This window comes from Amycolatopsis nalaikhensis, from assembly GCF_030264295.1.
Lineage (GTDB): Bacteria > Actinomycetota > Actinomycetes > Mycobacteriales > Pseudonocardiaceae > Amycolatopsis > Amycolatopsis nalaikhensis.
The window spans coordinates 274,090-299,155 of the sequence record NZ_CP127173.1; the positions used below are offsets into that span (position 1 = coordinate 274,090).

General features: G+C 71.6%; 22 protein-coding genes and 1 tRNA gene. 8 read left to right on the forward strand and 15 right to left on the reverse strand.

Going from position 1 to position 25,066, the window contains the following annotated elements:
* Positions 1-167: 167 nt before the first annotated feature.
* The 6 genes from QP939_RS01400 to iolD are packed head-to-tail and all read left to right on the forward strand — an operon-like array spanning position 168 to position 6,417.
* Positions 168-1,109: an ABC transporter permease gene (locus QP939_RS01400; RefSeq protein ID WP_285459608.1), complete on the forward strand. Its 942-nt coding sequence runs from the start codon at positions 168-170 to the stop codon at positions 1,107-1,109.
* Entirely contained in the window at positions 1,106-1,885 is a 780-nt protein-coding gene (locus QP939_RS01405; protein WP_285454643.1) for an ATP-binding cassette domain-containing protein, read from the forward strand. Before QP939_RS01400 ends, QP939_RS01405 begins: the two co-directional genes overlap by 4 nt.
* Positions 1,882-2,811 (forward strand): 5-dehydro-2-deoxygluconokinase, encoded by a 930-nt coding sequence (gene iolC, locus QP939_RS01410; RefSeq protein ID WP_285454644.1) that lies wholly within the window; start codon positions 1,882-1,884, stop codon positions 2,809-2,811. Before QP939_RS01405 ends, iolC begins: the two co-directional genes overlap by 4 nt.
* The gene (locus tag QP939_RS01415; RefSeq protein WP_285454645.1) at positions 2,808-3,698 is read left to right on the forward strand and encodes a Cgl0159 family (beta/alpha)8-fold protein; all 891 of its coding nucleotides are present in this window, start codon (positions 2,808-2,810) and stop codon (positions 3,696-3,698) included. Before iolC ends, QP939_RS01415 begins: the two co-directional genes overlap by 4 nt.
* Complete coding sequence (gene iolB / locus QP939_RS01420; protein ID WP_285454646.1) at positions 3,695-4,585, forward strand: 5-deoxy-glucuronate isomerase; 891 nt, start codon at positions 3,695-3,697, stop codon at positions 4,583-4,585. Before QP939_RS01415 ends, iolB begins: the two co-directional genes overlap by 4 nt.
* Positions 4,582-6,417: a 3D-(3,5/4)-trihydroxycyclohexane-1,2-dione acylhydrolase (decyclizing) gene (gene iolD, locus QP939_RS01425; RefSeq protein WP_285454647.1), complete on the forward strand. Its 1,836-nt coding sequence runs from the start codon at positions 4,582-4,584 to the stop codon at positions 6,415-6,417. The genes iolB and iolD overlap by 4 nt, the downstream gene beginning before the upstream one ends.
* Before the next feature lie 19 nt (positions 6,418-6,436).
* Here the strand turns inward: iolD and QP939_RS01430 are convergent, their stop codons facing one another.
* The 4 genes from QP939_RS01430 to QP939_RS01445 form a co-directional block, all read right to left on the reverse strand.
* Positions 6,437-7,381: a TolB family protein gene (locus tag QP939_RS01430; RefSeq protein ID WP_285454648.1), complete on the reverse strand. Its 945-nt coding sequence runs from the start codon at positions 7,379-7,381 to the stop codon at positions 6,437-6,439.
* Complete coding sequence (locus QP939_RS01435; RefSeq protein WP_285454649.1) at positions 7,378-8,610, reverse strand: MFS transporter; 1,233 nt, start codon at positions 8,608-8,610, stop codon at positions 7,378-7,380. Before QP939_RS01435 ends, QP939_RS01430 begins: the two co-directional genes overlap by 4 nt.
* A gap of 11 nt (positions 8,611-8,621) precedes the next feature.
* Positions 8,622-10,223 (reverse strand): discoidin domain-containing protein, encoded by a 1,602-nt coding sequence (locus tag QP939_RS01440; protein WP_285454650.1) that lies wholly within the window; start codon positions 10,221-10,223, stop codon positions 8,622-8,624.
* Between the two features lie 237 nt (positions 10,224-10,460).
* Complete coding sequence (locus QP939_RS01445; protein ID WP_285454651.1) at positions 10,461-11,162, reverse strand: helix-turn-helix transcriptional regulator; 702 nt, start codon at positions 11,160-11,162, stop codon at positions 10,461-10,463.
* Positions 11,163-11,277: 115 nt separating this feature from the next.
* Here QP939_RS01445 and QP939_RS01450 point away from each other — a divergent pair, with 115 nt between their 5' ends.
* Together QP939_RS01450 and QP939_RS01455 are read left to right on the forward strand one after the other, a co-directional pair.
* A complete protein-coding gene (locus QP939_RS01450) occupies positions 11,278-11,802 on the forward strand; it encodes a DUF2231 domain-containing protein (protein WP_285454652.1) in 525 nt (174 codons plus the stop codon).
* Positions 11,803-11,828: 26 nt separating this feature from the next.
* Positions 11,829-12,245 (forward strand): hypothetical protein, encoded by a 417-nt coding sequence (locus QP939_RS01455; protein WP_285454653.1) that lies wholly within the window; start codon positions 11,829-11,831, stop codon positions 12,243-12,245.
* A gap of 4 nt (positions 12,246-12,249) precedes the next feature.
* On the opposite strand, the gene QP939_RS01460 is transcribed toward QP939_RS01455, so the two are convergent.
* From QP939_RS01460 to QP939_RS01510, 11 genes are all read right to left on the reverse strand, one after another.
* Complete coding sequence (locus QP939_RS01460) at positions 12,250-13,317, reverse strand: NAD(P)-binding domain-containing protein (protein WP_285454655.1); 1,068 nt, start codon at positions 13,315-13,317, stop codon at positions 12,250-12,252.
* 44 nt (positions 13,318-13,361) lie between these two features.
* Positions 13,362-14,585, reverse strand: coding sequence for a GGDEF domain-containing protein (locus tag QP939_RS01465; protein ID WP_285459609.1), 1,224 nt, complete (start codon positions 14,583-14,585; stop codon positions 13,362-13,364).
* 352 nt (positions 14,586-14,937) lie between these two features.
* A complete protein-coding gene (locus QP939_RS01470) occupies positions 14,938-15,669 on the reverse strand; it encodes an SRPBCC family protein (protein WP_285454656.1) in 732 nt (243 codons plus the stop codon).
* A gap of 88 nt (positions 15,670-15,757) precedes the next feature.
* The gene (locus QP939_RS01475; protein ID WP_285454657.1) at positions 15,758-16,612 is read right to left on the reverse strand and encodes an FAD binding domain-containing protein; all 855 of its coding nucleotides are present in this window, start codon (positions 16,610-16,612) and stop codon (positions 15,758-15,760) included.
* Positions 16,609-19,050: a xanthine dehydrogenase family protein molybdopterin-binding subunit gene (locus tag QP939_RS01480; RefSeq protein WP_285454658.1), complete on the reverse strand. Its 2,442-nt coding sequence runs from the start codon at positions 19,048-19,050 to the stop codon at positions 16,609-16,611. The genes QP939_RS01475 and QP939_RS01480 overlap by 4 nt, the downstream gene beginning before the upstream one ends.
* A complete protein-coding gene (locus QP939_RS01485) occupies positions 19,050-19,574 on the reverse strand; it encodes a (2Fe-2S)-binding protein (RefSeq protein WP_285454659.1) in 525 nt (174 codons plus the stop codon). The genes QP939_RS01480 and QP939_RS01485 overlap by 1 nt, the downstream gene beginning before the upstream one ends.
* Before the next feature lie 238 nt (positions 19,575-19,812).
* Positions 19,813-20,925: an XdhC family protein gene (locus QP939_RS01490; RefSeq protein ID WP_285454660.1), complete on the reverse strand. Its 1,113-nt coding sequence runs from the start codon at positions 20,923-20,925 to the stop codon at positions 19,813-19,815.
* Entirely contained in the window at positions 20,918-22,030 is a 1,113-nt protein-coding gene (locus QP939_RS01495; protein WP_285454662.1) for a vWA domain-containing protein, read from the reverse strand. The genes QP939_RS01490 and QP939_RS01495 overlap by 8 nt, the downstream gene beginning before the upstream one ends.
* A gap of 23 nt (positions 22,031-22,053) precedes the next feature.
* Positions 22,054-22,127, reverse strand: a tRNA-Arg gene (locus QP939_RS01500).
* Positions 22,128-22,373: 246 nt separating this feature from the next.
* The gene (locus tag QP939_RS01505) at positions 22,374-24,119 is read right to left on the reverse strand and encodes a hypothetical protein (RefSeq protein ID WP_285454663.1); all 1,746 of its coding nucleotides are present in this window, start codon (positions 24,117-24,119) and stop codon (positions 22,374-22,376) included.
* Positions 24,120-24,155: 36 nt separating this feature from the next.
* Positions 24,156-25,064: an AAA family ATPase gene (locus QP939_RS01510; protein WP_285459611.1), complete on the reverse strand. Its 909-nt coding sequence runs from the start codon at positions 25,062-25,064 to the stop codon at positions 24,156-24,158.
* Between the last annotated feature and the right edge of the window lie 2 nt (positions 25,065-25,066).

A 25,066-nucleotide genomic window follows, 5' to 3' on the forward strand; every position in this document is an offset into this window, starting at 1 on the left:
CTGCTCCATCATCTGGGGCCGAGCCCCAGACCCCAGCCGGGGGGCAAGCCCCCCTGGGCCCCCCAAAGGCGGGTGAGATCCAGGCGCAGCCCGACGAGCGCGTCGCCAAGAAGAGCCTGACCGACCGCCTGGTCGTCCGGCCCGAGATCGGCGCGCTCCTCGGAGCCGTGCTGGTGTTCGTCTTCTTCTCGGTCGTGACCAGCCAGTTCCTCAGCCCGCTGGGTGTGGCGACCTGGCTCGACGACTCCTCGACGCTGGGCATCATGGCCGTGGTGGTCGCGCTGCTCATGGTCGGCGGCGAATTCGACCTGTCCGCGGGCGTGATGACGGCGTCGACGTCGCTGGTCACGGCGATCCTCGCGACGCAGGCGGGCTGGAACGTCTGGCTCGCGCTGCTCGTGTCGCTGGTGTTCGCGCTCGGCGTCGGCGCGTTCAACGGCTGGCTGGTCATGAAGACCGGACTGCCCAGCTTCATCGTCACGCTGGGGTCGTTCCTGGCCCTGCAGGGGCTCAACCTCGGCGTGACGCGCTGGGTGACCAACACCGTCCAGGTCTCGGGCATGCGCTCGACCAGCGGCTACGAGTCCGCGGGCGCGCTGTTCGCCTCGACCTTCAACATCGGCGGCACCGAGTTCCAGTCGTCGATCGTGTGGTGGATCGTCGTCACGGCGATCGCCGCGTGGCTGCTGGTGCGGACCCGGTTCGGCAACTGGATCTTCGCGGTCGGCGGGTCGCAGGTGTCGGCCCGCTCGGTCGGCGTGCCGGTGGTGCGCACGAAGATCCTGCTGTTCATGGGCACCGCGCTCGGCGCGTGGCTGGTTGGCTCGATCAACATCCTGCGGTTCGCGAGCGTCCAGGCGAACCAGGGCATCGGGCTGGAGTTCCAGTACATCATCGCCGCGGTGATCGGCGGCTGCCTGCTCACCGGCGGGTTCGGCTCGGCGGTGGGCGCGGCGATCGGCGCGCTGATCTTCGGCATGGCGCGCCAGGGCATCGTGTTCGCGCAGTGGAACAGCGACTGGTTCATGCTGTTCCTCGGCATCATGCTGCTGGCCGCGGTCCTGGTGAACAACGCCTTCCGGCGCCGCGCGGAGAGGGTACGCCGATGACCTTGCTGGAAGTACGCGACATAGGAAAGACCTACGGCAGCGTGATCGCGCTGCGCGATGTGTCCACTGTGGTCAACGCGGGCGAGGTGACCTGCGTGCTCGGCGACAACGGCGCCGGGAAGTCCACGCTGATCAAGATCCTGGCCGGGGTGCACCAGCACGACCGCGGCGAGTTCCTCGTCGAGGGCGAGCCGGTGCGGTTCGCGTCCCCGCGCGAGGCCCTCGATCGCGGCATCGCGACCGTGTACCAGGACCTCGCCGTGGTGCCGCTGATGAGCGTCTGGCGGAACTTCTTCCTCGGCTCCGAGCCGACGACGGGCTTCGGCCCGTTCCGGATGCTGGACCGTCGCAAGGGACGGGAGACGACGAAGAAGGCGTTGTCCGACATGGGCATCGACCTGCGGGACGTCGAGCAGCCGGTCGGGACGCTCTCCGGCGGCGAACGCCAGTGCGTCGCGATCGCGCGGGCGGTGTACTTCGGCGCGAAGGTGCTGATCCTCGACGAACCGACCGCCGCGCTCGGCGTCAAGCAGGCCGGGGTGGTGCTGAAGTACGTCGCGCAGGCGCGGGATCGCGGGCTCGGCGTCGTGCTGATCACGCACAACCCGCACCACGCCTACCCCGTCGCCGACCGGTTCCTGCTGCTCAAGCGGGGTGCCTCGCTCGGGCACTACGAGAAGTCCGAGATCGACATCAACGAACTGACGCGGCAGATGGCAGGCGGTGCGGAACTGGACGCCCTCGAACACGAGCTGCGGCAGGTGGAGAAGGCGTGAGTCTCGAAGCGTTGACCATCGGCCGGGTCGGGGTCGACCTCTACCCGGAGCAGAGCGGCGTGCCGCTGGCCGGGGTCAGCACCTTCGCCAAGTCGCTCGGCGGCACCGCGACCAACGTCGCGGTCGCCGCCGCGCGGCTCGGGCGGTCGACGGCGGTGCTGACCAAAGTCGGCCCGGACGGCTTCGGCGACTACGTCCGGCAGGCCCTCGACGGCTTCGGCGTCTCACCGTCCTATGTGGGCACCTCACCGGATCTCCAGACGCCGGTGGTGTTCTGCGAGCTGAACCCACCCGCGGATCCGCCGTTGCTGTTCTACCGCTCCCCCATCGCACCGGACCTCACGCTCACCGACGAAGACGTGCCCTGGGACGTCGTCGAGTCGGTGCCGCTGCTGTGGGTCACCGGCACCGGCGTCTCCGCCGAACCCGCGCGGGCCACCCAGCGGAAGATCCTCGAAACCCGGGGCCGCCGGGAGCACACCGTGCTGGACCTGGACTACCGGCCGATGTTCTGGCCTTCGGCCGACCAGGCGCGGGAGGAGATCGGCGGGATGCTCGACCACGTCACTGTCGCGGTCGGCAACCGCGCCGAGGTCGAGGTCGCCGTCGGCACCGCGGACCCGGACGCCGCCGCGGACCGCATGCTTTCACGGGGTCTGCGGCTGGCGGTGATCAAGAAGGGTGCCGAGGGCGTGCTCGTGGCGACCCCGGACGGGCGGTGGACCGTGCCGCCCCAGCGCGTCGAGGTCGTCTGCGGGCTCGGCGCGGGCGACGGCTTCGGCGGCGCGCTGATCCACGGGCTGCTGTCCGGCTGGGACCCGGTCCGGATCGCCGAGTACGCGAACGCGGCGGGCGCGCTCGTCACGTCCCGCCTGGCCTGCGCCGACGCCATGCCGACCGCCGAGGAGATCGAGGAGCTGCTGTGATCCTCACTGATGACCGCTGGCGCGAACTCCTGCACACCCGCGCCACCAACCCCGGCGCGATCCGGCAGGCGTACGCGACCCGCAGACGGCGTCCCCACCTCCTGTCCGACCAGGGCACGCTGTTCCTGGTCGCGGCCGACCACCCGGCCCGCGGCGCGCTGGCCGTCGGCGACGACCCGCTCGCCATGGCCGACCGCCGGACCCTCCTGGAACGCCTGCTGATCGCGCTGGCGAACCCGGCGGTCGACGGGATCCTCGGCACCCCCGACGTCATCGAGGAACTGCTGCTGCTCGGCGCCCTGCACGACAAGGTCGTCTTCGGCTCGATGAACCGCGGCGGTCTGGCGGGCGCGGATTGGGAGATCGACGACCGGTTCACCGGTTACGACGCCCGCACCCTGGTCGACTGCGGCCTCGACGGCGGCAAGATGCTGCTCCGGCTGGTCGACACCGACCCCGGCACCGCGCCGACCCTGCAGGCCTGCGCCGACGCCGTCACCGAGCTGGCGGCGTACGGGCTGGTGGCGATGGTCGAACCCCTCCCCTACGCCCAGTCGGACGGGAAGCTGGTGCTGCGGACGGATCCGGTGTCGCTCGCGCGGGCCGTCACGGTGGCGTCCGGCCTCGGGACGACGTCCGCGCACACCTGGCTGAAGCTGCCCTCGACCGACGCGCCGGAAGTCCTGGGCGCGACGACGTTGCCGGTGGTCGTGCTCGGCGGGGTGCCCTCCGGCGACCCGGCCGCCGACCTGGCCTCCTGGGGCCGGACGCTGCGCCACGACGTCGTGCGCGGCCTGGTCGTCGGCCGCACCCTGCTCTACCCGCCCGACGGCGACGTCGGCGCCGCCGTGGAAGCCGCCGCGAAGGTTCTGGAGGCCGCGAAGTGAGCAAGCTGCACCGTCCACTGGGGACATTGTCCGACGACGCCGATCCGGTCCGGCTCACCCCGGACAGCGCGGGCTGGACGTACACCGGGCTGCGGGTCCTCGCCTTGGCGCCCGGCGAGACGCGGGTCCTGCACACCGGCGAGTTCGAGGCGTTCGTGTTGCCGCTGTCCGGCTCCGCGACGGTCCGCGTCGACGGCGAAGTCTTCGAGCTGACCGGCCGCTCGTCGGTCTTCACGCGCGTCACGGACTTCGCCTACGTGCCTCGTGACGCCGAAGTCGAGTTGTCGACAAAGGACGGTCTCGGGGTCGCGTTGCCGATGGCGCGCTGCACCCGCCGCCTGTCGGCGAAGTACGGCCCCGCCGAGGAAGTGCCGGTGGAGGTGCGCGGCGCCGGGCAGGCGACGCGGCAGGTGACGAACTTCGGCGTCCCCGGGGTGTGGGACCACGCCGACAAGCTCAACGCGTGCGAGCTGATCACGCCGGGCGGGAACTGGTCGTCGTACCCGCCGCACAAGCACGACGAAGCAACGGAATGCGAAGTCGTGAACGAGGAGATCTACTACTTCCGCATCGCGGGGCGGGACGGCGTGACGCCGTCGCGCGAAGGCTTCGGCCTGCACCGGACCTACACCTCGGACGGCGAGCTGGACGAGGACGTGGCCGTGCGCGACCACGACGTCTTCCTGATCCCGCGCGGCTACCACGGCCCGTGCGTGGCCGCGCCCGGTTACCCGATGTACTACCTGAACGTCCTGGCCGGACCGGCCTCCGAACGGTCGATGGCGTTTTGTGACGACCCCGCGCACGGCTGGGTCCGCGACACGTGGGCGGCGCAGGAACTCGACCCGCGGTGCCCCGTCACGAGTCACGAAGGGCGTGTCCAGTGAAGCTGACGACGGCTCAGGCGCTGGTCCGCTGGCTCCTCGCGCAGCGCTCGGAAACCCTGGACGGGCGTGAAGTCCCGCTCTTCCCCGGCGTCTTCGCGATCTTCGGGCACGGGAACGTGCTCGGGCTCGGCACCGCGCTGGAGGAGCACCGCGGCGAGCTGCCGGTCTGGCGCGGGCACACCGAGCAAGGCATGGCGCTGGCGGCGGTCGGCTACGCGAAGGCGACGCACCGGCGGCAGGTCGGCGTCGTGACGTCGTCGATCGGGCCGGGCGCGCTGAACATGGTCACCGCGGCCGGGGTCGCGCACGCGAACCGCCTGCCGGTGCTCCTGCTGCCGGGCGACACGTTCACCAACCGGGCGCCGGACCCGGTCCTGCAGCAGATCGAGCCGTTCGGCGACGCGACCGCGACGGTCAACGACGCCTTCCGCGCGGTCTCGCGCTACTTCGACCGGATCAGCAGGCCCGAGCAGCTGCTCTCGACGTTGCCGCAGGTCGCGCGGGTGCTCACGGACCCGGCCGAGGCCGGGCCGGTGACCCTGGCGCTGCCGCAGGACGTCCAGGCGGAGACGTACGACTTCCCGGAGCCGCTGTTCGCGCCGGTGCTGCACCGGCCGCTGCGCCCGCGCCCGGACCGGCGTTCGGTGACCGAGGCGGCCGGGGTGCTGCGCGCGTCGCGGCGTCCGTTGCTGGTGCTCGGCGGAGGCGTCCGGTACTCCGGCGCCGGGCAGCGCGCCCTCGACTTCGCGGAGCGGCACGGGATCCCGGTCGTGGAGACGACGGCGGGCCGCACGCTGGTGCCGCACACGCACCCGCTGCACGCGGGACCGCTGGGCATCACGGGCTCGACGTCGGCGAACGCCGTCGCGGCCGCGGCCGACGTGGTGCTGGCAGTCGGAACACGCCTGCAGGACTTCACGACGGCGTCATGGACGGTCTTCTCCCCCGACGTCCGCCTGGTCACGCTCAACGCGGCGCGCTTCGACGCGGTGAAGCACGGGGCGTTGTCGGTGGTCGGGGACGCCGACGCGGGCCTGGCCGACCTTGGTGCCCAGTTGGAGAGCTGGCGCGTGGACCCGTCGTGGACGTCGCGGGCCGCGACCGAGCGGGCTTCCTGGGACGCGCACATCGACTCGTTGCGTGCTCCCGAGTCGGAGGTTCCGTCCTACGCCCAGGTGGTCGGGGTGGTGAACGACCTGTCGGCGGCCGACGACTACGTGATGACGGCGTCGGGCGGGCTCCCGGGCGAGCTGATCGGCGGCTGGCGCGGGTCCGGCTCGCTGTCGATGGACGTCGAGTACGGGTTCTCGTGCATGGGCTACGAGCTGTCGGGGGCGTGGGGCGCGGCGATCGCGTGGCCCGGCCTGGTGACGACGTTGCTGGGCGACGGCTCGTACCTGATGCTGAACTCGGAGCTGTTCTCGGCGGCTTTCGCGGGCCACCCGTTCGTCGCGGTCGTGTGCGACAACGACGGCTACGCGGTGATCGCGCGGCTCCAGGAGGGCCAGGGCGGGAAGCCGTTCAACAACTTCTACGCGGACTGCACGACTTCGCACGCCTCGCCGCCGCGAGTCGACTTCGCGCGTCATGCGGAGTCATTGGGGTGCGTGGTGTTCGAGGCGTCCACTGTGGACTCCCTGCGGGCGGCCTACGGTTCGGCCCGGGAGGCTGCCGTCGCGGAGCGGCGCCCGGCGGTGGTCGTGGTGAAGACGCAGCCGTCGACGTGGACCGAAGCCGGGGCCTGGTGGGAAGTCGGCGTTCCGGAGCACCTCGCAGGCCGGGACGGGTACGAGCGCGGGAAGGGCGGGCAGGTGCGTTACCTGCGGTCCTAGGTCTGCCGTGGCTGTGGCGTCACCCCGTGACGGCGGGCGACGCGGCGTCGCCCGCGAGCTTCCGGGGTGCGGCGGAGCCGTCGGCCGGGACCGCCCAGACGGCGTTGTCCAGTCCGTAGAGGACAGTGTGGTCGTCCTGCCACAGCGCCTGGTCGTCGACGCTGCGCTGCTCGGCCAACGCCGTCTCCGCCATGGTGGCCAGGTCCAGCACGGAGAGCCGCCAGACGCCGTCGCCGACCTTCTTCTTGAACGCCACGCGCTTGCCGTCCGGGGACAGCGACGGGCATTCGACGTTCTCGCGCAGGGCCTTCCCGCGGTAGCGGCCGTAGTCGGCTTCGACGAGGTACGTCTTGCCCTTGCTGCCGAGGGTGGCGTAGAACCGGTTGCCGTCGGCGGCGAACGTGATGCCCCAGTAGTTGACGTCGGGGGCGAAGTACCGCTTGCCGCCGACGAACACGGGGAGTTCCTCGATCGTCTTGACCAGCCGCCCGCTGTCCACTTCGTACATGCCCGCGCGGGTCGAGAACCCGGTGGCGGCATAGGAATCACCCGTGACGAACAGCGTCCAGTAGACGCGCTTGCCGTCGGGCGAGACCCGGGCGCGGCTCGGCGTTCCCGGCAGGGTCTGGGTGTGGCGGACGGCGAGGTGGTCGTCGAGGACCAGGACGTCGGTCACCGGCGGGAGCGTGCCGGGCTTGACGGCGAGACACACCGCGGTCTGCCTCGCCACCGCGAACCGGTCGCACTTCAGGCCGCTGAGCTGCGGTTTCGCGTCGGTTCCGGTCAGCGGGACGGCGCCGACGCGGCCCGTCGGCAGGCTGCGGAACAGCAGCTGCCCGGGCGCGAGGGAGAGCTGGGCGGCTGGTTCGGCGTCCGCGGTGTCGTGGCGGGCGCTGACGGTGTAGGTCACGGCCGCGGCGGCGAGCACCGCCGTGCCGGCGAGGGCGAGGACGAGTTTCTTCACGGGCGCACCGGTTTCACGAGGGCGGCGGCGAGGGCGACGGCGGCCAGGCACCCGGCGGCGACGAGCACCGCGGGCCGCAGGTCCCAGAGCGTCCAGGCCAGTCCGAAGAGGACGGACGAGAGCATGCGGGCGACGGCCTGCCCGGTCTGCACGACCGCGAGCCCGGTGGCCCGCAGCTCCCGCGGCACGAGCGGGCCGGCTGCGGCCATCAGGACGCCGTCGGTGGCCGCGTAGAAGACGCCGTGCAGGCCGAGCGCGACGACGGCCAGCCACAGCCCGGTTTGCGGGCCGCAGAGCAGCACCAGCGCCAGGCACAGCGCGGCGTGGCCGCCGAGGAACACCGGCCACCGGCCGACCCGGTCGGCGAGCTTGCCGAGCGGCACGGCCAGCACCAGGTAGACGCCGGCCGTGCCGAGCGGCAGCAGCGGGAAGTACGTCGCCGCGATTTCCCACTTCCGCTGCAGCACGAGGTAGACGAACGAATCCCCGACCGTCACCAGCCCCAGCAGCGCCGCCCACAGCGTGACGCGCCGGAAGTCGCTCTGCCTCAGGAGGCCGAGCGCCGCCTTGGCGGAGACGGCGGCCCGGTCGACGCCGCCGGGGCGGTCGCGGACGAACAGGGCGAGCAGCAGCACGCCGACGGCCGCGATACAGAAGCTGGTGACGAACACGCTGGGGTAGCTGCCGAGGCTGACCGCGAGGACCGCCATCGCCACGAGCGGGCCGAGGAACGCGCCGACGGTGTCGAGCGCGCGGTGCACGCCGAACGACCGGCCGAGGGTGTCCGGCTCGCTGGACAGCGAGATCAGGGCGTCGCGCGGGGCGGTGCGCACGCCCTTGCCGGTGCGGTCGGCGGCGAGGACGACGCCGATCGCCGCGACCGACGACCCGGCCGCGACCAGGCCGAGCTTGCACACCGCGGACAAGCCGTACCCGAACCCCGCGACGGCCTTGAGCCGCCGCCACCGGTCGGCGAGGTGCCCGCCGAGCACCCGCACGACCGCCGTGGCGCCCGCGTAGAGCCCGTCGAGCAACCCGAACTGCAACGGGTTCAGGCCGAGGCCGAGCACCAGGTAGAGCGGGAGGACGGCGGTCACCATCTCCGAGGAGACGTCGGTGACCAGGCTGACCATCCCGAGCGCCACCACGTTGGCGGAGACCCGCTTCAGCCCGGGTTTCCGGTCGGTGCCCGCCGCGAGGTCCGAGGTCCGGCTTGCCGCGATGTACATGCCCGTCCCTCCTAGTGGCAGGTGTAGGTCGGGCTGCTGTCGAGGACCTTGCCGTCGACGCCGAACAGCTGTGTCTGGAAGCTGGTGTCGGTCATCGAGAGCTTGAGGACGCCGAAGGTCTTCAGCAGCTTGGCGGTCGTGTCGTGCGCGGGGCTCAGGTCGTAGAGGTTCGCCCCGCCGGTGCCGCCGACGATCTCGACCGGGCCGTTCGGGTCCGCGTTCCCGTCGGCGTTCTGCGGCACGAACCGCTCGTAGTTGTGGTCGTGCCCGTTCAGGACGAGGTCGACCTTGCTGGCGACCAGGGTGTTCCACAGGTCGGTGCTGTCCGGGTTGTCGCCGTGGTCACCGGAGCTCCACCGCGGGTGGTGGTAGTAGGCGGCGACGCAGCCCTTGGTGTTGTTCGCCAGGTCCTGCTTCAGCCACGAAAGCTGCTCGTCCGGGCCGAACTCGTGGGTGGCGAAGTCGTTGGAGTCGAGGGCGATGAAGTGCCAGTTGCCCATTTCCCAGCTGTAGTAACGCTTTCCCTGGGGCTTCGCGATGGCGCCGAAGTAGTCCTCGTAACCCTTGAACGGGGTGTCGTCGTAGGTCTCGTGGTTGCCGGGGATCGGGTGGGTCTTGCTCTTGAACTTGCCCCAGGTCGTGTCGTAGTAGGACTTGAAGTCCGAGAGGTGGGCGTCGTCGTACTGGTTGTCGCCCATGGTGATGACGGCCGCGGGGTTCATGCCTTCGACGAGCTTCGCGGTCTTGACGTGGGCGCAGCTGGAGCTGCTGGCGGTGCAGCGTTCGGCGATGTCCCCGGCGGCGGCGAGCACGAAGGCGCCGCCACCACCGGCCGCGGTCTTCACGGTGATGGCTGTGCTGGCCGGCGAGAGGTTGCCCGCGCCGTCGCGCGCGCGGACGGCGTAGGTGTAGGTGGTGTCCGGCGTGAGCCCGGTGTCGGTGTAGGAGGTCGTCGCGCTGGTGGCGACGGCGACGCCGTTGCGGAGGACGTCGTACCCGGCGACGCCGACGTTGTCGGTGGCGGCGCTCCACGACAGGGCGACGCTGGTGCCGGTGGTGGTGCCGGCGGTGAGCGCGGTCGGCGTGGTCGGGGCCTGGGTGTCGCCGGAGGAGTCGGTGGTCCCGAAGACCTGCATCTCCCAGAAGGAGTAGCCGTAGCTCGTGCCGCGGGTGAGGCCGACGAAGCGCACGAACCGGCCGTGGGCGCTGAGGCCGGTGAGGTCGTCGATCTTGCCGTCCCCGGTGTCGATGCTGGCGGCGGTGGTGAAGGACGTGCCGTCTTCGGAGACTTCGATGCGGTACTTCTTGGCGTAGGCGGCTTCCCAGTTCAGGAGGACGCGGTGGATGGCGGCGGACTGGCCGAGGTCGATCCGCAGCCACTGCGGGTCGGAGCCTTCGGCGCTGGCCCACCGGGTCGTGGTGCTGCCGTCGACGGCCTTGGCACCGGTGTAGGAGGAGCTCTCGATGCTGGAGGTGGCGACGGGTTTCCCTTGCGAGAGAAGCACATCGGCGGCTTCGGTGGTGGCGGCCGCGGCGATGGCCGACGGCAGCAGCACCACGGCGGCGACGACGGGGGCGAGGCGGAGGAAGGGTCGTAGTCGGCTTGACGGCACGTCGCGCTCCTTGGGGGCCTTGGCGGTGGCTGGTGGGCTGCGGCGTTCGTGAACGGGAGTGAAACTGTTAGGAAACTTTCCTAACAAAGCAGACTGTATCGACGAGCGGTTTCCGCTGACAAGACGTGTCCGGTCGTTGAATCGGTCAAGAGGGTGAGTTTTCGGCGGTTTCCGCTGTTCAGCGTGGGTGTCGCTGAGCGGGACACCGCCCCGGGGCGCGGGACCCGGGCGCGTGGCTCAGGACGACGCCGGTGCGGCGGGCCGCAGTTCCACGCAGCACTCGCCCGCGCGGGGATCCAGGACCGCTTCGACCGTCGTGGCGCGCAGCCCGTCGAGCAGGCCGCCGAGGAAGGCCTGGTTCAGGCCGCACACCAGCTCGGGCGCCTTCGCGGCCAGGGGGTGGAACGGGCAGTTGCGCAGCCGCAGGCAGGTCGGGGTCTCCCGGTCCGGCTCGAAGCCGTGGCGCTCGACCACGGCCGAGGCGAGGGTCAGCGCGCGCTCGGTGCCGAGGCGTCCCGGGCGGAGCTGGTCGCGTTCCGTCGCGCCGAGCACTTCGCCGTGGCGGTGCGCGGTCCGCAGCGCCGCTTCGCGCGCGGTCTCGTCGTCGCCTTCGTCGAGGACGGCGTCCAGCAGGATCCCGGCCAGGACGTCGTGCTGGCGCGGCGGGATGCTCACCCGCACCTCGAGCTCGGAGGGCTCGTACACCTTGGGGGCGCGCCCGACCTTCCGGATCCCGCCGGCGAACTCGTAGCGCGTCCGCAGCAGCCCGGCCGCGACCAGCTTGTCCAGGTGGAACGCCGCCAGCTTGCGCGAGATCCCGACCGCCTCGGCGGCCTCGTCCCGGGTGACCGGGTGCCGGACGCGCCGGATGTGCTCGTACATGCCGCGCCGCAGCGAGTCGTCCAGCGCGGCGAGCGCACTGATCGGCTCCGCGTCCATGCCCGCAGATTACACCGAACCCGCTGGCCGGAACTCCGATCGGGTACCGCCGACGAGGCAACCTTGACCGGCGCGCGCAATAAGACCAAACTTCATTGGTGAAAAAGGAGGCGACATGGCCGAGGACATCGAGCAGGCGAAGCGGCCGGTGAACGCGGTACTGGCCGGCCCGTACAGGCACCCCTTCCACCCGATCCTGGTGACCGTGCCGATCGGCGCCTGGGTCTCCAGCCTCGTGTTCGACATCGGTTCGCGACTCGTCGACGACCCCGGGTTCCTGGCCAAGGGGTCGGTGTGGCTGATCGCGATCGGCGTCGTCGGGGCGCTCGCCGCGGCCCTGATCGGCACGCTGGACCTGCTGGCGATCCCCACCGGCACGCCCGCGTTCCGCACCGGGCTGACGCACATGAGCCTCAACCTCGTCGTCACGGCCGCCTACGTCGCCGGGTTCTTCTGGCGCCGCGCGGCGGCCGAGGGGCCGGTCGGGATCGGCCCGCTGGTGCTCTCGGTGGTCGCGCTGGCCGTGCTGGGCGCGTCGGGCTACCTCGGCGGGAAGCTGGCCTACCACTACGGCGTCCGCGTCGCCGCCGAATCCACCCAGGCAGCGGGCTACCGGTCGGCGGCCCGCCACGGTTCCTGAACCCCACCACCTCGAGGAGGCAGGTCATGGACATCGCCGCGCTGATCGCCTGGCTGGTCACCGCCGTCGGCGGCTTCGTCATGCTGGGCACCTGGATCGCCAAGGGCGGCACCCGCGAACCGGGCCGCAGCCGCTTCTCCCCCGGCCTGGTCTTCGGCCACTTCGCGCTCGCCGCGGCCGGGCTGGTCCTGTGGATCGTCTACCTCGTCGCGGGCGGGGCGGTGCTGGCGTGGATCGCGTTCGTCCTGCTCGTGCCCGTGGCGGCGCTGGGCTTCACCATGCTGGCCCGCTGGATCCCCGGCTACCGCGCCCGCACCGCGTCGCCGAGCGGTGTCGCGGCCCCGGAGCAGCACTTCCCGGTCGTGGTGGTCGGGGCGCACGGGCTGGTCGCCGTCACCACCGTGGTCCTCGTGCTGCTCGCGGCACTGGGCGTCGGAAGCTGACGCACTAACCGTCCGGGTGCAGCAGCTTCCGGATCTCGGCGACCGCGGCGCGCCCCGCCCGGTTCGCCCCCACCGTGCTCGCCGAAGGGCCGTACCCGACCAGGTGCAGCCGCGGCTCGCGCACCACGCGCGTGCCGTCCATCCGGATCCCGCCACCCGGCTCGCGCACGTGCAGCGGCGCGAGGTGGTCGATCGCCGCGCGGAACCCGGTCGCCCAGAGGATGACGTCGGCGTCGAACCGCGAGCCGTCGGCCCAGACGACCCCGTCCGGGGTGATGCGCTCGAACATCGGCCTGCGGTCCAGGATCCCGGCGGCGCGCGCGGCCCGCACCTCCGGCGTCACCGCCAGGTCGGTCACGCTGACGACGCTTTTCGGCGGCAGCCCGGCCCGCACGCGCTCGTCGACCTTGGCGACGGCGCTGCGGCCCCAGTCCTCGCTGAACGGCTCGTCGCGCCACACGGGCGGGCGCCGGGTCACCCACGCCGTCGCGCGGGCGAGCGGGGCGAACTCCATCAGGAGCTGAACGGCCGAGGCCCCGCCCCCGACCACGACGACCCGCCGGCCCCGGAACTCCTCCGGCCCGGGGTAGTCGGCGGTGTGCAGCTGCCGCCCGGCGAACGTCTCCTGGCCGGGGTAGCGCGGCCAGAACGGCCGGTCCCAGGTGCCGGTCGCGCTGATCACGGCGCGAGCCGCCCACGACTCGGCCGGGCTGGAGACCACCAGGCGGTCCCCGGCGCGCGTCACGGACTGGACGTCGACGGGCCGATGCACCGGGAGGTCGTAAACGCTTTCGAAGCGGGCGAAGTACTCCGAGACGACTTCGGAAGCCGGACGCGTCACGTCGGGGCTGCCGAAGGCCATTCCCGGCAGGTCGTGGATGCCGTGCACCTTGCCGAGCACCAGCGAGGGCCACCGGTACTGCCACGCGCCCCCGGCCCGCTTCCCGTGGTCGAGCACGACGAACCCGGACTCGTTGGCGAACCCGGCCCGGCGCAGGTGGTACGCGGCCGAAAGGCCGGCCTGGCCGGCGCCGACGACCACCACGTCCGTCTCGTGATCAGCGCCGCTCATGTGGGGTGCAACGGCTGGCGGCGCGGGGTATTTCGCGCCGTGGGTCACACCGCGACCCGGTTGCGGCCCGCCTCCTTGGCCCGGTACAGAGCCGCGTCCGCCGAGCGCAGGACGTCGTCCAGGGTCGGACCGGCGTCGGGGTGGCGGGCGACGCCGATCGACACCGACAGGCCGCTCACCCGGACCGTGCCGCCGCCCGTCGAGATCACCACGGTCAGCTCCCCCACCGCCACCCGGACGCGTTCGGCGATGCCGAGCACGTCCGCGCGGCCGATCCCCGGCAGCAGGACCACGAACTCCTCGCCGCCGAAGCGGCCCACCGTGTCGCCCTGGCGGACCGAGCCGGAGATCGCGACCGCGACCGCGGCCAGCACGTCGTCGCCGGTCAGGTGGCCGTACGTGTCGTTGATCCGCTTGAAGTGGTCCAGGTCGATCATCAGCACCGCGAAACCTCCGGTGCTGCCGCGCCGCAGCGCGCGGGCGTGTTCGCGGACCGCGGACTCGTGCCAGCCCGCCGTGTTCAGCAACCCCGTCTTCTCGTCCGTGACCGCGGCGACCTGCAGCTGCTGTTTCAGCAGCAGGTAACGGTGCAGCAGCAGCAACGGTGCCACGACGAACACCACCAGCACCGGCTGCGCGACGAGCGCCAGCGCGGCGAGCCCGCCGAGGCAGAGGGTCGCCAGCTCGAACGCGTTGTCCTCCCAGGTGCCGATCAGGTCCGCCGCCGAGCGCTGGCTCGTGTAGAGGTAGATCCCCGCCGCGACGAGGCCGACGTTCACCAGCTCGAAGACAGCCGCGGCGAGGCAGAGTGCGAAGAGCCCGCGCGGTGTCTGCACCGGCGACCCGTGCAACCCCGTCACCGCGAGAACGGACGAAGCGGCGAAGCACGAGAGCATCGCCCACGCCGTGCTGGCGACGAAGCGGTGCGCGGGCCGCGTACGCACCTGACGCCACACGCGCACCCAGAGGTGCGTGTAGAGCACGACGGCCAGCAGCGCCACCCAAGCCGGCGGCAGCAGCACGACCCCGGCGAGGTACCAGACGGAGGTGACGTTGATGTGCGTCTGCCCGCTCATCCACCGCCGCAGCCGTTCGATGCGGCGGGACATCTCGGCCTGGGCGACACCGAGCGCGACGAGCACGGCGAACCACACCGGCCGCACCGCCCCACCGAACCCGCCGGCGAGCGCCGCGACGGTCGCCACGACGGCGACCAGTTCACACGCGAGGGCGTAGGCGATCCAGCGCGGTCTGGCCGCGGCCCACATGTCCCACCGCGCAGGCCAGCCCGGCCAGGCGGAAAACGCTTCCCGGCGCACGGCGGCCCGGACCCTCAAGAACCGAAGCCACAGAAGTGACGGACCGGCATCGTGACGTACCCCTTGCGCGAAGTTCGGCCGACGAGGTAGCCCAGCGTAGCCGTTCCGGCGAGCCGCGTCGCCGGTCCGGGGGATTTGCGGGCACGCCACTTGCTCGGAAATCTGCTCAGGGTGGGTCCGCGCAGTTCAGGGCCTCGGTCGAGGGTCGCCGCGACGGGAAGCGCCTGCGGGCCGCTCGGTGGGGGAATCCCGGTGCGGGATCCCCCACCGAGCGTGCCCGAGATCAGTCCGGCCGCAACGGCTACTTCCGCAGCGCGCGGATGATCGCCACCAGGCCGATCACCGCCGCGATGGCCAGCGCCACCGGGGCCAGCCTCTTCGCCACCGACTGCCCCGCGTAGTCGAGCAGGTCGATCGCCTCGGTCTCCGGTGCCGCCGGGACGCTGCGCAACGGCGGGCGGTCCGCCGCGGGCTTCGGGTCCGTGTTGATCTCCGGCGTCGTCGGAGCCGTCTTGACCGGGGGCTCCTCCTTGGCCACCGGCTCGGCCGAAGCCGAAGCCGTGGCCTCCGGCTCGGCTTCGGGAGCGGCAGCCGGGCCCAGCTTGCCCGACAAGCACCCCGCGAACGTGTCCAGGATCTTGCCGCCCACCTCGCTGATCAACCCGCGGCCGAACTGGGCGGGCTTGCCCGTGATCGCCAGGTCGGTCGCCACCGCTCCGCGGGTTCCGCCCTCGGCCTCCGTCAGCGTCAACGTCACCGTCGCCGCCGCCGTGCCCGCTCCGCGGGAGTCCTTGCCCGATGCCTTGATCGTGACCTTGTGGGCGGCTTCGTCCTTTTCGAGGAACTCGCCGTTGCCCTTGTACAGCAACGAAATCGGTCCGAGCTTGACCTTCACCGTCCCGCTGAACTTGTCCCCCTCGACCTTGGTCAGCGTCGCGCCCGGCATGCACGGGGCGACGCGCTCGGGGTCGACTACCGCCTGCCAGACCTCGCCGATCGGAGCCGGGACGGTGAATTCGTGGTCGAGCCGCACGGGCCGACCTCCTTTCTGCCAGACCTGGGTGTCCGGTGCCCACCCTAGCCGCCGCCGGGGCGACGGCCAGGGTGGACGAACTCCGGACTCAGGCCCCGGCCGCCGCCGCGATCGCGCGGCCCGTCAGGACACGGGCCAGGTGACGGCGGTATTCGACGTCGGCGTTGCTGTCCACCGGCGGGTTCGTGCCCTCCGCCGCGTGCTCGGCCGCCGCGCGGATCGAGTCGGCCGAAGCCTGGACCCCGACCAGCGCCGATTCGACGCCCGTCGCGCGGACCGGGGTCGAGCCCATGTTGGTCAGCGCGACCCTGGCCTCCTCGATCACGCCCGCCTCGGTGCGGACGGTGACCGCGACCGCGACCATCGACCACGCCTGGGCGACCCGGTTGAACTTCTCGTAGTGCGCCCGCCACCCCGTGTGCTTGGGGATGCGGACCTCGACCAGCAGCTCGTCCGGGCCCAGCGCGGTGGTGAACAGGTCCTGGAAGAACTCCGCCGCCGGCACCGTCCGGCGTCCCGATGGCCCGGCGACCACCAGCGACGCGTCCAGGGCCAGCACCGGCGCCAGCAGGTCCCCGGCCGGGTCGGCGTGCGCGATCGCGCCGCCGAACGTGCCGCGGTGGCGGATCTGCGGGTCGGCGACCGTGTCCGTCGCCTCCTTGAGCAACGCGGCGTGCGAGGCGACCAGCGGGTCGCGCTGCACGTCGTAGTGCGTCGTCATCGCGCCGACGACCAGCTCGTCGCCGTCCTCGCGCACGCCGCGCAGCTCCGCGACGCGCCCGAGGTCGACCAGCGTCGTCGGCGCCGCGAGCCGCATCCGCAGCACCGGGAGCAGGCTCTGCCCGCCCGCGATGACCTTGGCGTCCTCGCCCGCCGACGCCAGTGCCTGCACCGCTTCGTCCACTGTGGACGGGCGGACGTACTCGAAGGGAGCCGGGATCACTGCGCACCTCCGGTGGCGTCGATCGAACCGAGCCCACCGCCGGCTTCTTCGCGGCCGGGGCCGCCCGCGTCGGTGGTGCCGTGCTGGATGGCGTGCCACACCCGCATCGGGGTCAACGGCATCTCGATGTCGTTGACGCCGAAGTGGCGCACCGCGTCGATCACCGCGTTGACCACCGCCGGGGTGGACGCGATGGTGCCCGCCTCGCCGACGCCCTTGGCGCCGAGCGGGTTGGTCGTCGACGGCGTTTCCGTGCGGTCGGTGGTGAACGACGGCAGGTCGGCCGCCGACGGCAGCAGGTAGTCGGCGAACGTGCCCGTGGTGAGCGTGCCGCTGTCGTCGTGCTCGGTGCCTTCGAACAGCGCCTGGGCGATGCCCTGGGCGAGCCCGCCGTGCACCTGGCCCTCGACGATCAGCGGGTTCACCGCGACGCCGACGTCGTCGACGCAGACGTAGGAACGCAGCTTGATCCGGCCCGTCTCGGTGTCCACCTCGGCGGCGCACAGGTGCGTGCCGTGCGGGAACGAGAAGTTCTCCGGGTCGAACGTGGCGTCCGAGTCGAGCGACGGCTCGACCCCGTCGGGCAGGTTGTGCGCCGCGAACACCGCGAGCGCGATGTCGCCCATGGTCGTGGACGTGTCGGTGCCCTTGACGGTGAACTTGCCGCCGGCGAACTCGAGGTCGTCCTCGGCGCATTCGAGCAGGTGCGCCGCGATCGGCTTCGCCTTGGCGACGACCTTCTCGGCGGCCTTGATGACGGCGATGCCGCCGACCACCAGGGACCGCGACCCGTAGGTGTCCATGCCCTTGTGCGACGACTGGGTGTCGCCGTGCAGGATCTCGACGTCCTCGAACGCGACACCCAGCTGGTCGGCGACGATCTGGCTCCACGCCGTCTCGTGGCCCTGGCCGTGCGCGGACGCGCCGGTCGTGACCTCGACCTTGCCGGTGGGCAGCATCCGGATGGACGCGTACTCCCAGCCGCCGGCGCCGTAGTCGAGCGAGCCGAGCACCCGTGACGGCGCGAGCCCGCACATCTCGGTGAACGTCGAGATGCCGATGCCGAGCTGGACCTTGTCGCCCGACTCGCGGCGGCGCTTCTGTTCGGCACGCAGGCCGTCGTAGTCGAAGAGCTGCTTGGCCTTCTCGGTGGCGGCCTCGTAGTTGCCGGAGTCGTAGGTCAGCCCGCACACCGTGGTGAACGGGAACTCCTCGTGCTTGATCCAGTTCTTCTCGCGCAGCTCCATCGGGTCCATGCCGAGCTCGACGGCGAGCTCGTCCATCATGCGTTCGATCCCGAACGTCGCTTCCGGGCGGCCGGCGCCGCGGTAGGCGTCGGTCAGCGTCGTCGTCGTGTACACGTTGGTGCACGCGAAGTGGTACGCCGGGATCTTGTAGATGGCGTTGAACATGAACGCGCCGAGGATCGGCACGCCCGGTCCGACGAGGCCGTTGTACGCGCCGAGGTTGGCGAGCAGCTCGACCTTGAGGCCGGTGACCTTGCCGTCGCGGGTCGCGGAGATGGTCAGGTCCTGGATCTGGTCGCGGCCGTGGTGGGCGGCGAGCATGGTCTCCGACCGCGTCTCGTTCCACTTGACCGGCTTGCCGAGCTTCTGCGCGACCAGCAGCGACATCATCTCTTCGGGCAGGACGCCGATCTTGCCGCCGAAGCCGCCGCCGACGTCGGGGGCGATCACGCGCAGCTTGTGCTCGGGGATGCCGAGCGTCAGGGCCGACATCACGCGCAGGATGTGCGGGACCTGGGTGGCCGACCACATGGTGATCTGGGTGCCGGTGGGGTCGACGACGCAGGCGCGCGGCTCCATGAACGCCGGGACCAGCCGCTGCTGGCGGAAACGGCGCTTGAGGACGACCTCCGACGAGCTGATCGCCTCTTCGACGTTGCCGCCGGTGCCGGCCTCCGCGGAGTCGAACTTCCAGACCGCGCTCGTGTTGGTGCCCAGCTCCTCGTGGACGAGCGGGGCGCCGTCGGCGATGGCGGCTTCCATGTCGAGGACGACCGGCAGCTCGTCGTACTCGACGTCGATCTCCTCGAGCGCGTCGTGCGCCTCGGCGGCCGACCGGGCGACGACGACCGCGACGCCTTCACCGGCGAAGTTGACCTGGTCGGAGGCGAGCACCGGGCGGCGCGGCGCCTTCATGTCCGGCGTGATCGGCCACGCGCAGGGCATGCCGATCGCGCCGTCCGGGTCGAGGTCCTTGCCGGTGTAGACGGCGATGACGCCGGGCGCGCTCTTCGCCGCCGACGTGTCGATGGAGACGATCTTGGCGTGCGCGAACGGGCTGCGCAGGACGGCCATGTGCAGCAGGCCGGGCAGCGTGATGTTGTCGGTCCAGCGGGTGCGGCCGGTGATCAGCCGCTCGTCCTCCTTGCGGCGGCGGGACTTGCCGACCTCCGGCTCGAGCGTCGCGGTCATCAGTCACCACCCACGCCGACGTGCTTGTTCTCGGCGATGCGCTCGGCTTCGGGCCCGGCGCCGGGACTCATGTTCTTGGCGGCGTCGCGGACCGCGCGGACGATGTTCTGGTAGCCGGTGCAGCGGCAGAGGTTGCCTTCGAGCCCTTCGCGGACGGCTTTTTCGTCCGGGTCCGGGTTGTCGGCCAGCAGGTCGATCGACTGCATGATCATGCCGGGGGTGCAGAACCCGCACTGCAGCGCGTGGTTGTCGTTGAAGGCTTTCTGCACGGGGTGCAGGTTGCCGTCGCGGGCGAGACCTTCGATCGTGGTGACCTCGCAGCCGTCGGCCTGCACGGCCAGCACGGAGCAGGACTTCACGCTGTGCCCGTCCAGGTGGACGGTGCAGGCGCCGCAGTTGCTGGTGTCGCAGCCGACGACGGTGCCGACCTTCCCGAGTTTTTCTCGCAGGTGGTGCACGAGCAGGGTGCGGGGCTCGACTTCGTCGGTGTACTTCGTCCCGTCGACGGTGACGGTGATGCGCATCAGGCCTCCAAAAAAGCGGATGCCCGCCGGGGGTGGGGCAGCGGCGAGCCGGTTCGGGAACGGCCAGGCCCGACCGTGATCGGGCTCACAGACCCGAGCGTGCTACGCGACCTTCGCGCGGACAAGTCCTAATGTCACACGTTCAACTACTTGTTCCGCGGATACGGGGAAAACCGCTGAGAAGACCCGAACTTGCGGATATCCGGATGGGTGAACTTTTGTGGGCCACCCGGAGTAGTCAGCCGTGGATCCGCCCCGACAACTCGGCGAGCCGTTTCCCGCCACCACCCCACCGCAGAGCGATGATCTCCGCCGCGATGGACACCGCCGTCTCCTCCGGGGTCCGGGCCCCCAGGTCGAGCCCGATCGGCGAGGACAACCGCTCCAGCTCAGCCTCGGTGATCCCGGCTTCACGCAGCCGCGCGAACCGGTCGTCGTGCGTCTTGCGGGAGCCCATCGCGCCGACGTAACCGACGTCCAGGCGCAGCGCGACCTCCAGCAGCGGCACGTCGAACTTCGGGTCGTGGGTCAGCACCGCGATCGCCGTGCGCTGGTCGATGCGGCCCGCGTCGGCTTCCGCCTTCAGGTAGCGGTGCGGCCAGTCGACGACGACCTCGTGCGCGTCCGGGAAGCGGCTGGTCGTCGCGAACACCGGGCGCGCGTCGCAGACCGTCACCTGGTAGCCGAGGTAGGCGCCCATGCGCGCCATCGCCGCGGCGAAGTCGATCGCGCCGAACACGAGCAGCCGGGGCGGCGGCTCGAAGGAGTTGACGAACACCGCCATCCCCTCGCCGCGGCGCTGCCCGTCCGGGCCGTAGTGCAGCGTGCCGGTGCGGCCGCTGGCCAGCAGGCCGCGCGCGTCGTCGGCCACCGCGTCGTCCATCCGGGACGAGCCGAGCGAGCCCGCGGTCCGGTCCGGCCACACGATCATGTGCTCGCCGACCAGGCCTTCGCGCTCGTGCTCGATGATCGTCACGACCGCGACCGGCTCGCCGCCGCGCACCGACGCCACGACGTCGCCCAGCTCCGGCATCGACCGCCGGTCGACGTGCTCGACGTAGATGTCGATGATCCCGCCGCAGGTCAGGCCGACGGCGAAGGCGTCGTCGTCGGAGACGCCGTAGCGCTGCAGCACCGGCTTGCGCTCCGCGACGACCTCCTGCGCCAGCTCGTAGACCGCGCCTTCGACGCAGCCGCCGGACACGCTGCCGGCGACGGTGCCGTCCGGCGCCACGACCATCGCGGCGCCCGGCGCGCGCGGCGCCGAGGAGAACGTGGCGACCACGGTGCCGAGTCCGACCGTCTCACCCGCCGACCAGCGGCGGAACACGTCGTCCAGTACGTCACGCATCGGCAATCTCCCCGAGGAGTCGTTCCAAAGTGGCCAGGGTGTGCCCGGCCAGCAGCCGGTCGATGTGGGGCAGCGCGGCCACGATGCCCGACTGGACCGGAGCGTACCCCGCACGGCCGGCATGCGGATTCACCCAGAATACGGCGTGCGCGAGCCGGCGCAGGCGGGCGAGCTGCTCGCCGAGCAGGCTGGTGTCGCCGCGCTCCCAGCCGTCGGAGAACACGGTGACCACGGCGCGGCGCGCGATCCCGCGCTGTCCCCAGCGGTCGAGGAACGCCTGGAGCGTTTCGCCGAGCCGGGTGCCGCCGGCGAAGTCCGGCACCGCCGAGCCCGCGGCGAGCATCGCGCGTTCCGGGTCGCGCTGGCGCAGCTGGCGCGAAACCCGCGTCAGCCGCGTGCCGAGCGTGAACACCTCGACGGCCTGCGGCGCGGCCCGCGTCAGGACGTGCGCGAACCGCAGCAGGGCGTCGGCGTACGGGCTCATCGAGCCGGAGACGTCGATCAGCAGCACCACCCGGCGCGGGCGCGAACCGCGGCGGACGTGCGCGAGCCGCACCGGTTCGCCGCCGCTGGCGAGCATCGCGCGCAGCGTGCGCGACGGGTCGAGCCGGCCGCGCCGCGACGGCGTCTTCCGGGCCGCGGGCCGCTTCGGCGGCGCCGGGCGGAGGGTGGCGAGCAGCTCGCGGAGGTGCTCGCGTTCGGCCGTGGTCAGCCCGGCGAGATCGCGGTGGCGCAGCACTTCCTGGTCGCTCGCGGCGACCTTGAGCTCGTCCGCGCCGTCAGTCCCCTCGCCGGTGCCGCCGTCGGTCTCGGCGAGCGGGGCGATGCGAGCCTTCTTGGGCGCGGCGGCCTTGGCGCGCTGCGGCGCCGGGGCCTCGATCGAAAACCACTGGCTGAACGCCTCCTCGTAGCACGGGAGGTCGTCGGGGCTCGAGCACAGCGTGACGCGGCCCGCCCAGTACAGCTGGGTGGGCTCGGCGACGTCGATCTCGGCGACGGCCGCCAGGTACGCCTGCACGCGGTGCGCGTCGCAGGCGACACCGGCTTCGCGCAGCGCGGCGGCGAAGCCCGCGTAGCCGGCTACCGGATCGGAGACCGTGGTCATGGGTTCCATTGTGCGCTTGTCGGCGTCCCGGCGAGGATTCGAACCTCGGACCTCGGCATTCGTAGTGCCGCGCTCTGTCCAGCTGAGCTACCGGGACAAGGCGGCCTGCGCACGCGCCCCTCCCCGGGCACGGCGCAGACCGCGCTCTTCGCCGCGGCCGACCCAAGGTAGCGGCGGGTGGGCGCGAAGAGCTTTCAGGAAGAATGTTCAGCGAACGGCACGGGAGATCGTGCCGCATCGGTATTGCCGGTTTTCGGTCACGATCTCCTCCTCTCGGGGTGATTGCCTGCTGTGCTGGGAAAAGGATGCCGCACGGCCGAAGCCGGGGCAACGCAATTAACGGTCAGGCGGCCTTGATTCCCGGTTGGATCGGCGCGCAGCCGCGCAAACCCGCCGTCTTGTTCAGCTCCAGGACCGGCGGCAGCGTTTTTTGCGCGTACGCCTGGAGTTCCGCGAGTTTCGCGGGGTCGACGAGGTCGCGGCGGACGTGGTAGCTGACCCAGTTGCGCGAGTCGACGGTCAGGTTCCCGGTCGGCTGGTTTACGAAGATCGTCGCGTAGTCCCGGTCGAACCGCGGGTCCTTGTCGAACCGCAGCGTCGTGATCCACGACCCGATGAACGTGATCAGTTCCGGTTTGGCCTGTGTGAACACGTAGTCGCGCAAGCCCTTCAGGTCGGCGCGGTGCAGGTAGTCGGCGATCGGCTTGTCACCGAGCCCGGCCAGGTCGAGCACCCGGATCCGGCTGCCCAGCGACGTCCCGCCGAGGTCGATGAGGCCGACCTGCGCGGAATCGGGCAGCCGGAGGAGGTCCGCGAAGCCGTTGACGGCCTGGGCGTCGCGCTCGGCGACGAGGCACATGGCGGTCTTCGTGTTGGCGCGGTAGTCCGTGCCCTGCGCGTACAGCCCGTTCACCGAGCTGACCAGCCCGACCACCAGCAGGCACGCCAGCACGACCCGGCCGCGCACCCGGACGGCCGACAGCGCTTCGACGACGACGATCGCGCCGCCGAAGGCGCCGAGCGTCCACACCGGCGTCGCGAACCGCAGCTGCCCCATCCAGTCGTACTCGAGCACGATGAACGCGACCACGGCCAGCCCGAACGGCACCAGCAGCGCGATCAGGCCGGTCCGCAGCCGCGACGGCCGGACCAGCAGCACGACCAGGCACGCGACGGCGACCGCGACCACCAGCCAGCCCGCGTAATCGACGATCTGGCCGGGCGCGGCGAGGTCGTCGAGGGTCGGCGGCTCCTGCCCCTTCGCGACGGCGGTGTTGGGCACCAGCCTGCCGAACTCGAACCAGCGGAAAACAACGTACGCGCCGAACGGCACGGCGAAGGCCACCACCGACGTGACGGCGGTGCGGACGCTGCGGCCGAGCACGTCCCGCTTCAGGAAGACGGCGACGGTGATCGCGTACGCACCGGCGTAGATGACGCCGTCGGGCCGGGTCAGCGCGGCGGCCGCGGCGATCAACCCGGTTCCGGCGGCGACCCGGTGCGCCAGCAGCCTGCCGCTTTGCACGGCACGCAGGAGGAGCACGGCGAGCGCGGCGACGGTCAGCGCGTAGAACGAGTTCTCCAGCCCGGAGAAGCACCAGATCACGAACGACGGGATCGCGGCGAGCGAGGCCCCGGCGACGAACGTGACGAGTGCGGGGCGGCGGCTGAGCGTCTTCGCGCCGAAGTAGAACAGGACCAGGATGCCGAGGCAGCAGGCGAGGGCGAGCGCCTTCGGGAAGAGGACCTGGTCGTTGACGCCGAAAAGGGTGCCGTGGTCGAAGAGGCCGACGAGCTTGCCGAGCGCGAGCAGGACCATCCAGGTCGGGTTGGAGTATCCCTCGACCGGGGCGGCGCCGGGCTGCAGGACCAGGCCGTGGCCGTCGGCGAGGTCGCGCGAATAGGCGAAGGTGATGGCGGCGTCGTCGATCAGCCAGTGGCCGTAGAACGACGCGTGGACGGCGATGATCGCGGTGCCACCGAGGACCGCGGCCACGGCGGCGAGCTTGCCGGGGCGCCGCCGGGCCGCGGGCGGGTCGGGGCTGTCCGGGGACAACGCTGGTCTCGTTCCGGTCGTCGCCACGCTCATCCGCAGGCTCCCCGCCTCGTCGCCCCGGAACCGGCGTCAGGCGAACAAGGCGTCGAGTTTCGCCCGGACCCGGTCGAGGTCTTCGCTGTATTTCAGGACGGCACCGAGCGTCCGCGCCGCCGATGCCGCGTCCAGCTCGTCGCGTCGCAGAGCCAGCAGGGCTCGTGCCCAGTCGAGTGACTCCGCCACTCCCGGCGGCTTCAGCAGGTCCATCTCGCGGAGCCGGTGCACCGCTTCCGAGATCTGCCGGGCCAGGAGCTCGCCTATCTCCGGGATCCTACGACGCAGGATCGTGACTTCGCGCGCCAAGTCGGGGTGTTCCAGCCAGTGGTAGAGGCAGCGGCGCTTGAGGGCGTCGTGCACCTCGCGGGTCCGGTTGGAGGTGAGCACCACCAGCGGCGGTTCCTCCGCGCGGACCTCGCCGTACTCGGGGATGGTGACGGCGTGCTCGTCGAGCAGCTGCAGCAGGAAGGCTTCGAACTCGTCGTCGGCGCGGTCGATCTCGTCGATCAGCAGGACGCACGGCGCGCTGATGAGCGCTTGCAGCAACGGCCGCGCGAGCAGGAACCGCTCGGTGTAGAGCGAGCGTTCGGCGGTCTCGACGTCGACCCGCCCGTCCCCGGCGGCTTCGAGGGCGCGCAGGTGCAGCAGCTGGCGCGGGAAGTCCCACTCGTAGAGCGCCTGGGCGGCGTCGATGCCCTCGTGGCACTGGAGCCGCACGAGGGGGCGGCCGAGCGCGGTGGCGAGGGCCAGGGCGAGTGAGGTCTTGCCGGTGCCGGGCTCGCCTTCGCAGAAGAGCGGGCGGCCCATCCGCAGGGCGAGGAAGCCGGCGGTGGCGAGCCCGTCATCGGCGAGGTAGCCGGTCGCGTCGAGCGCGTCGGCAAGTTCTTCAGGCGAGTCGAGCAAGTCGGTCACAGTGTCGATCGTAAGCGGCCGGAGCCACATTC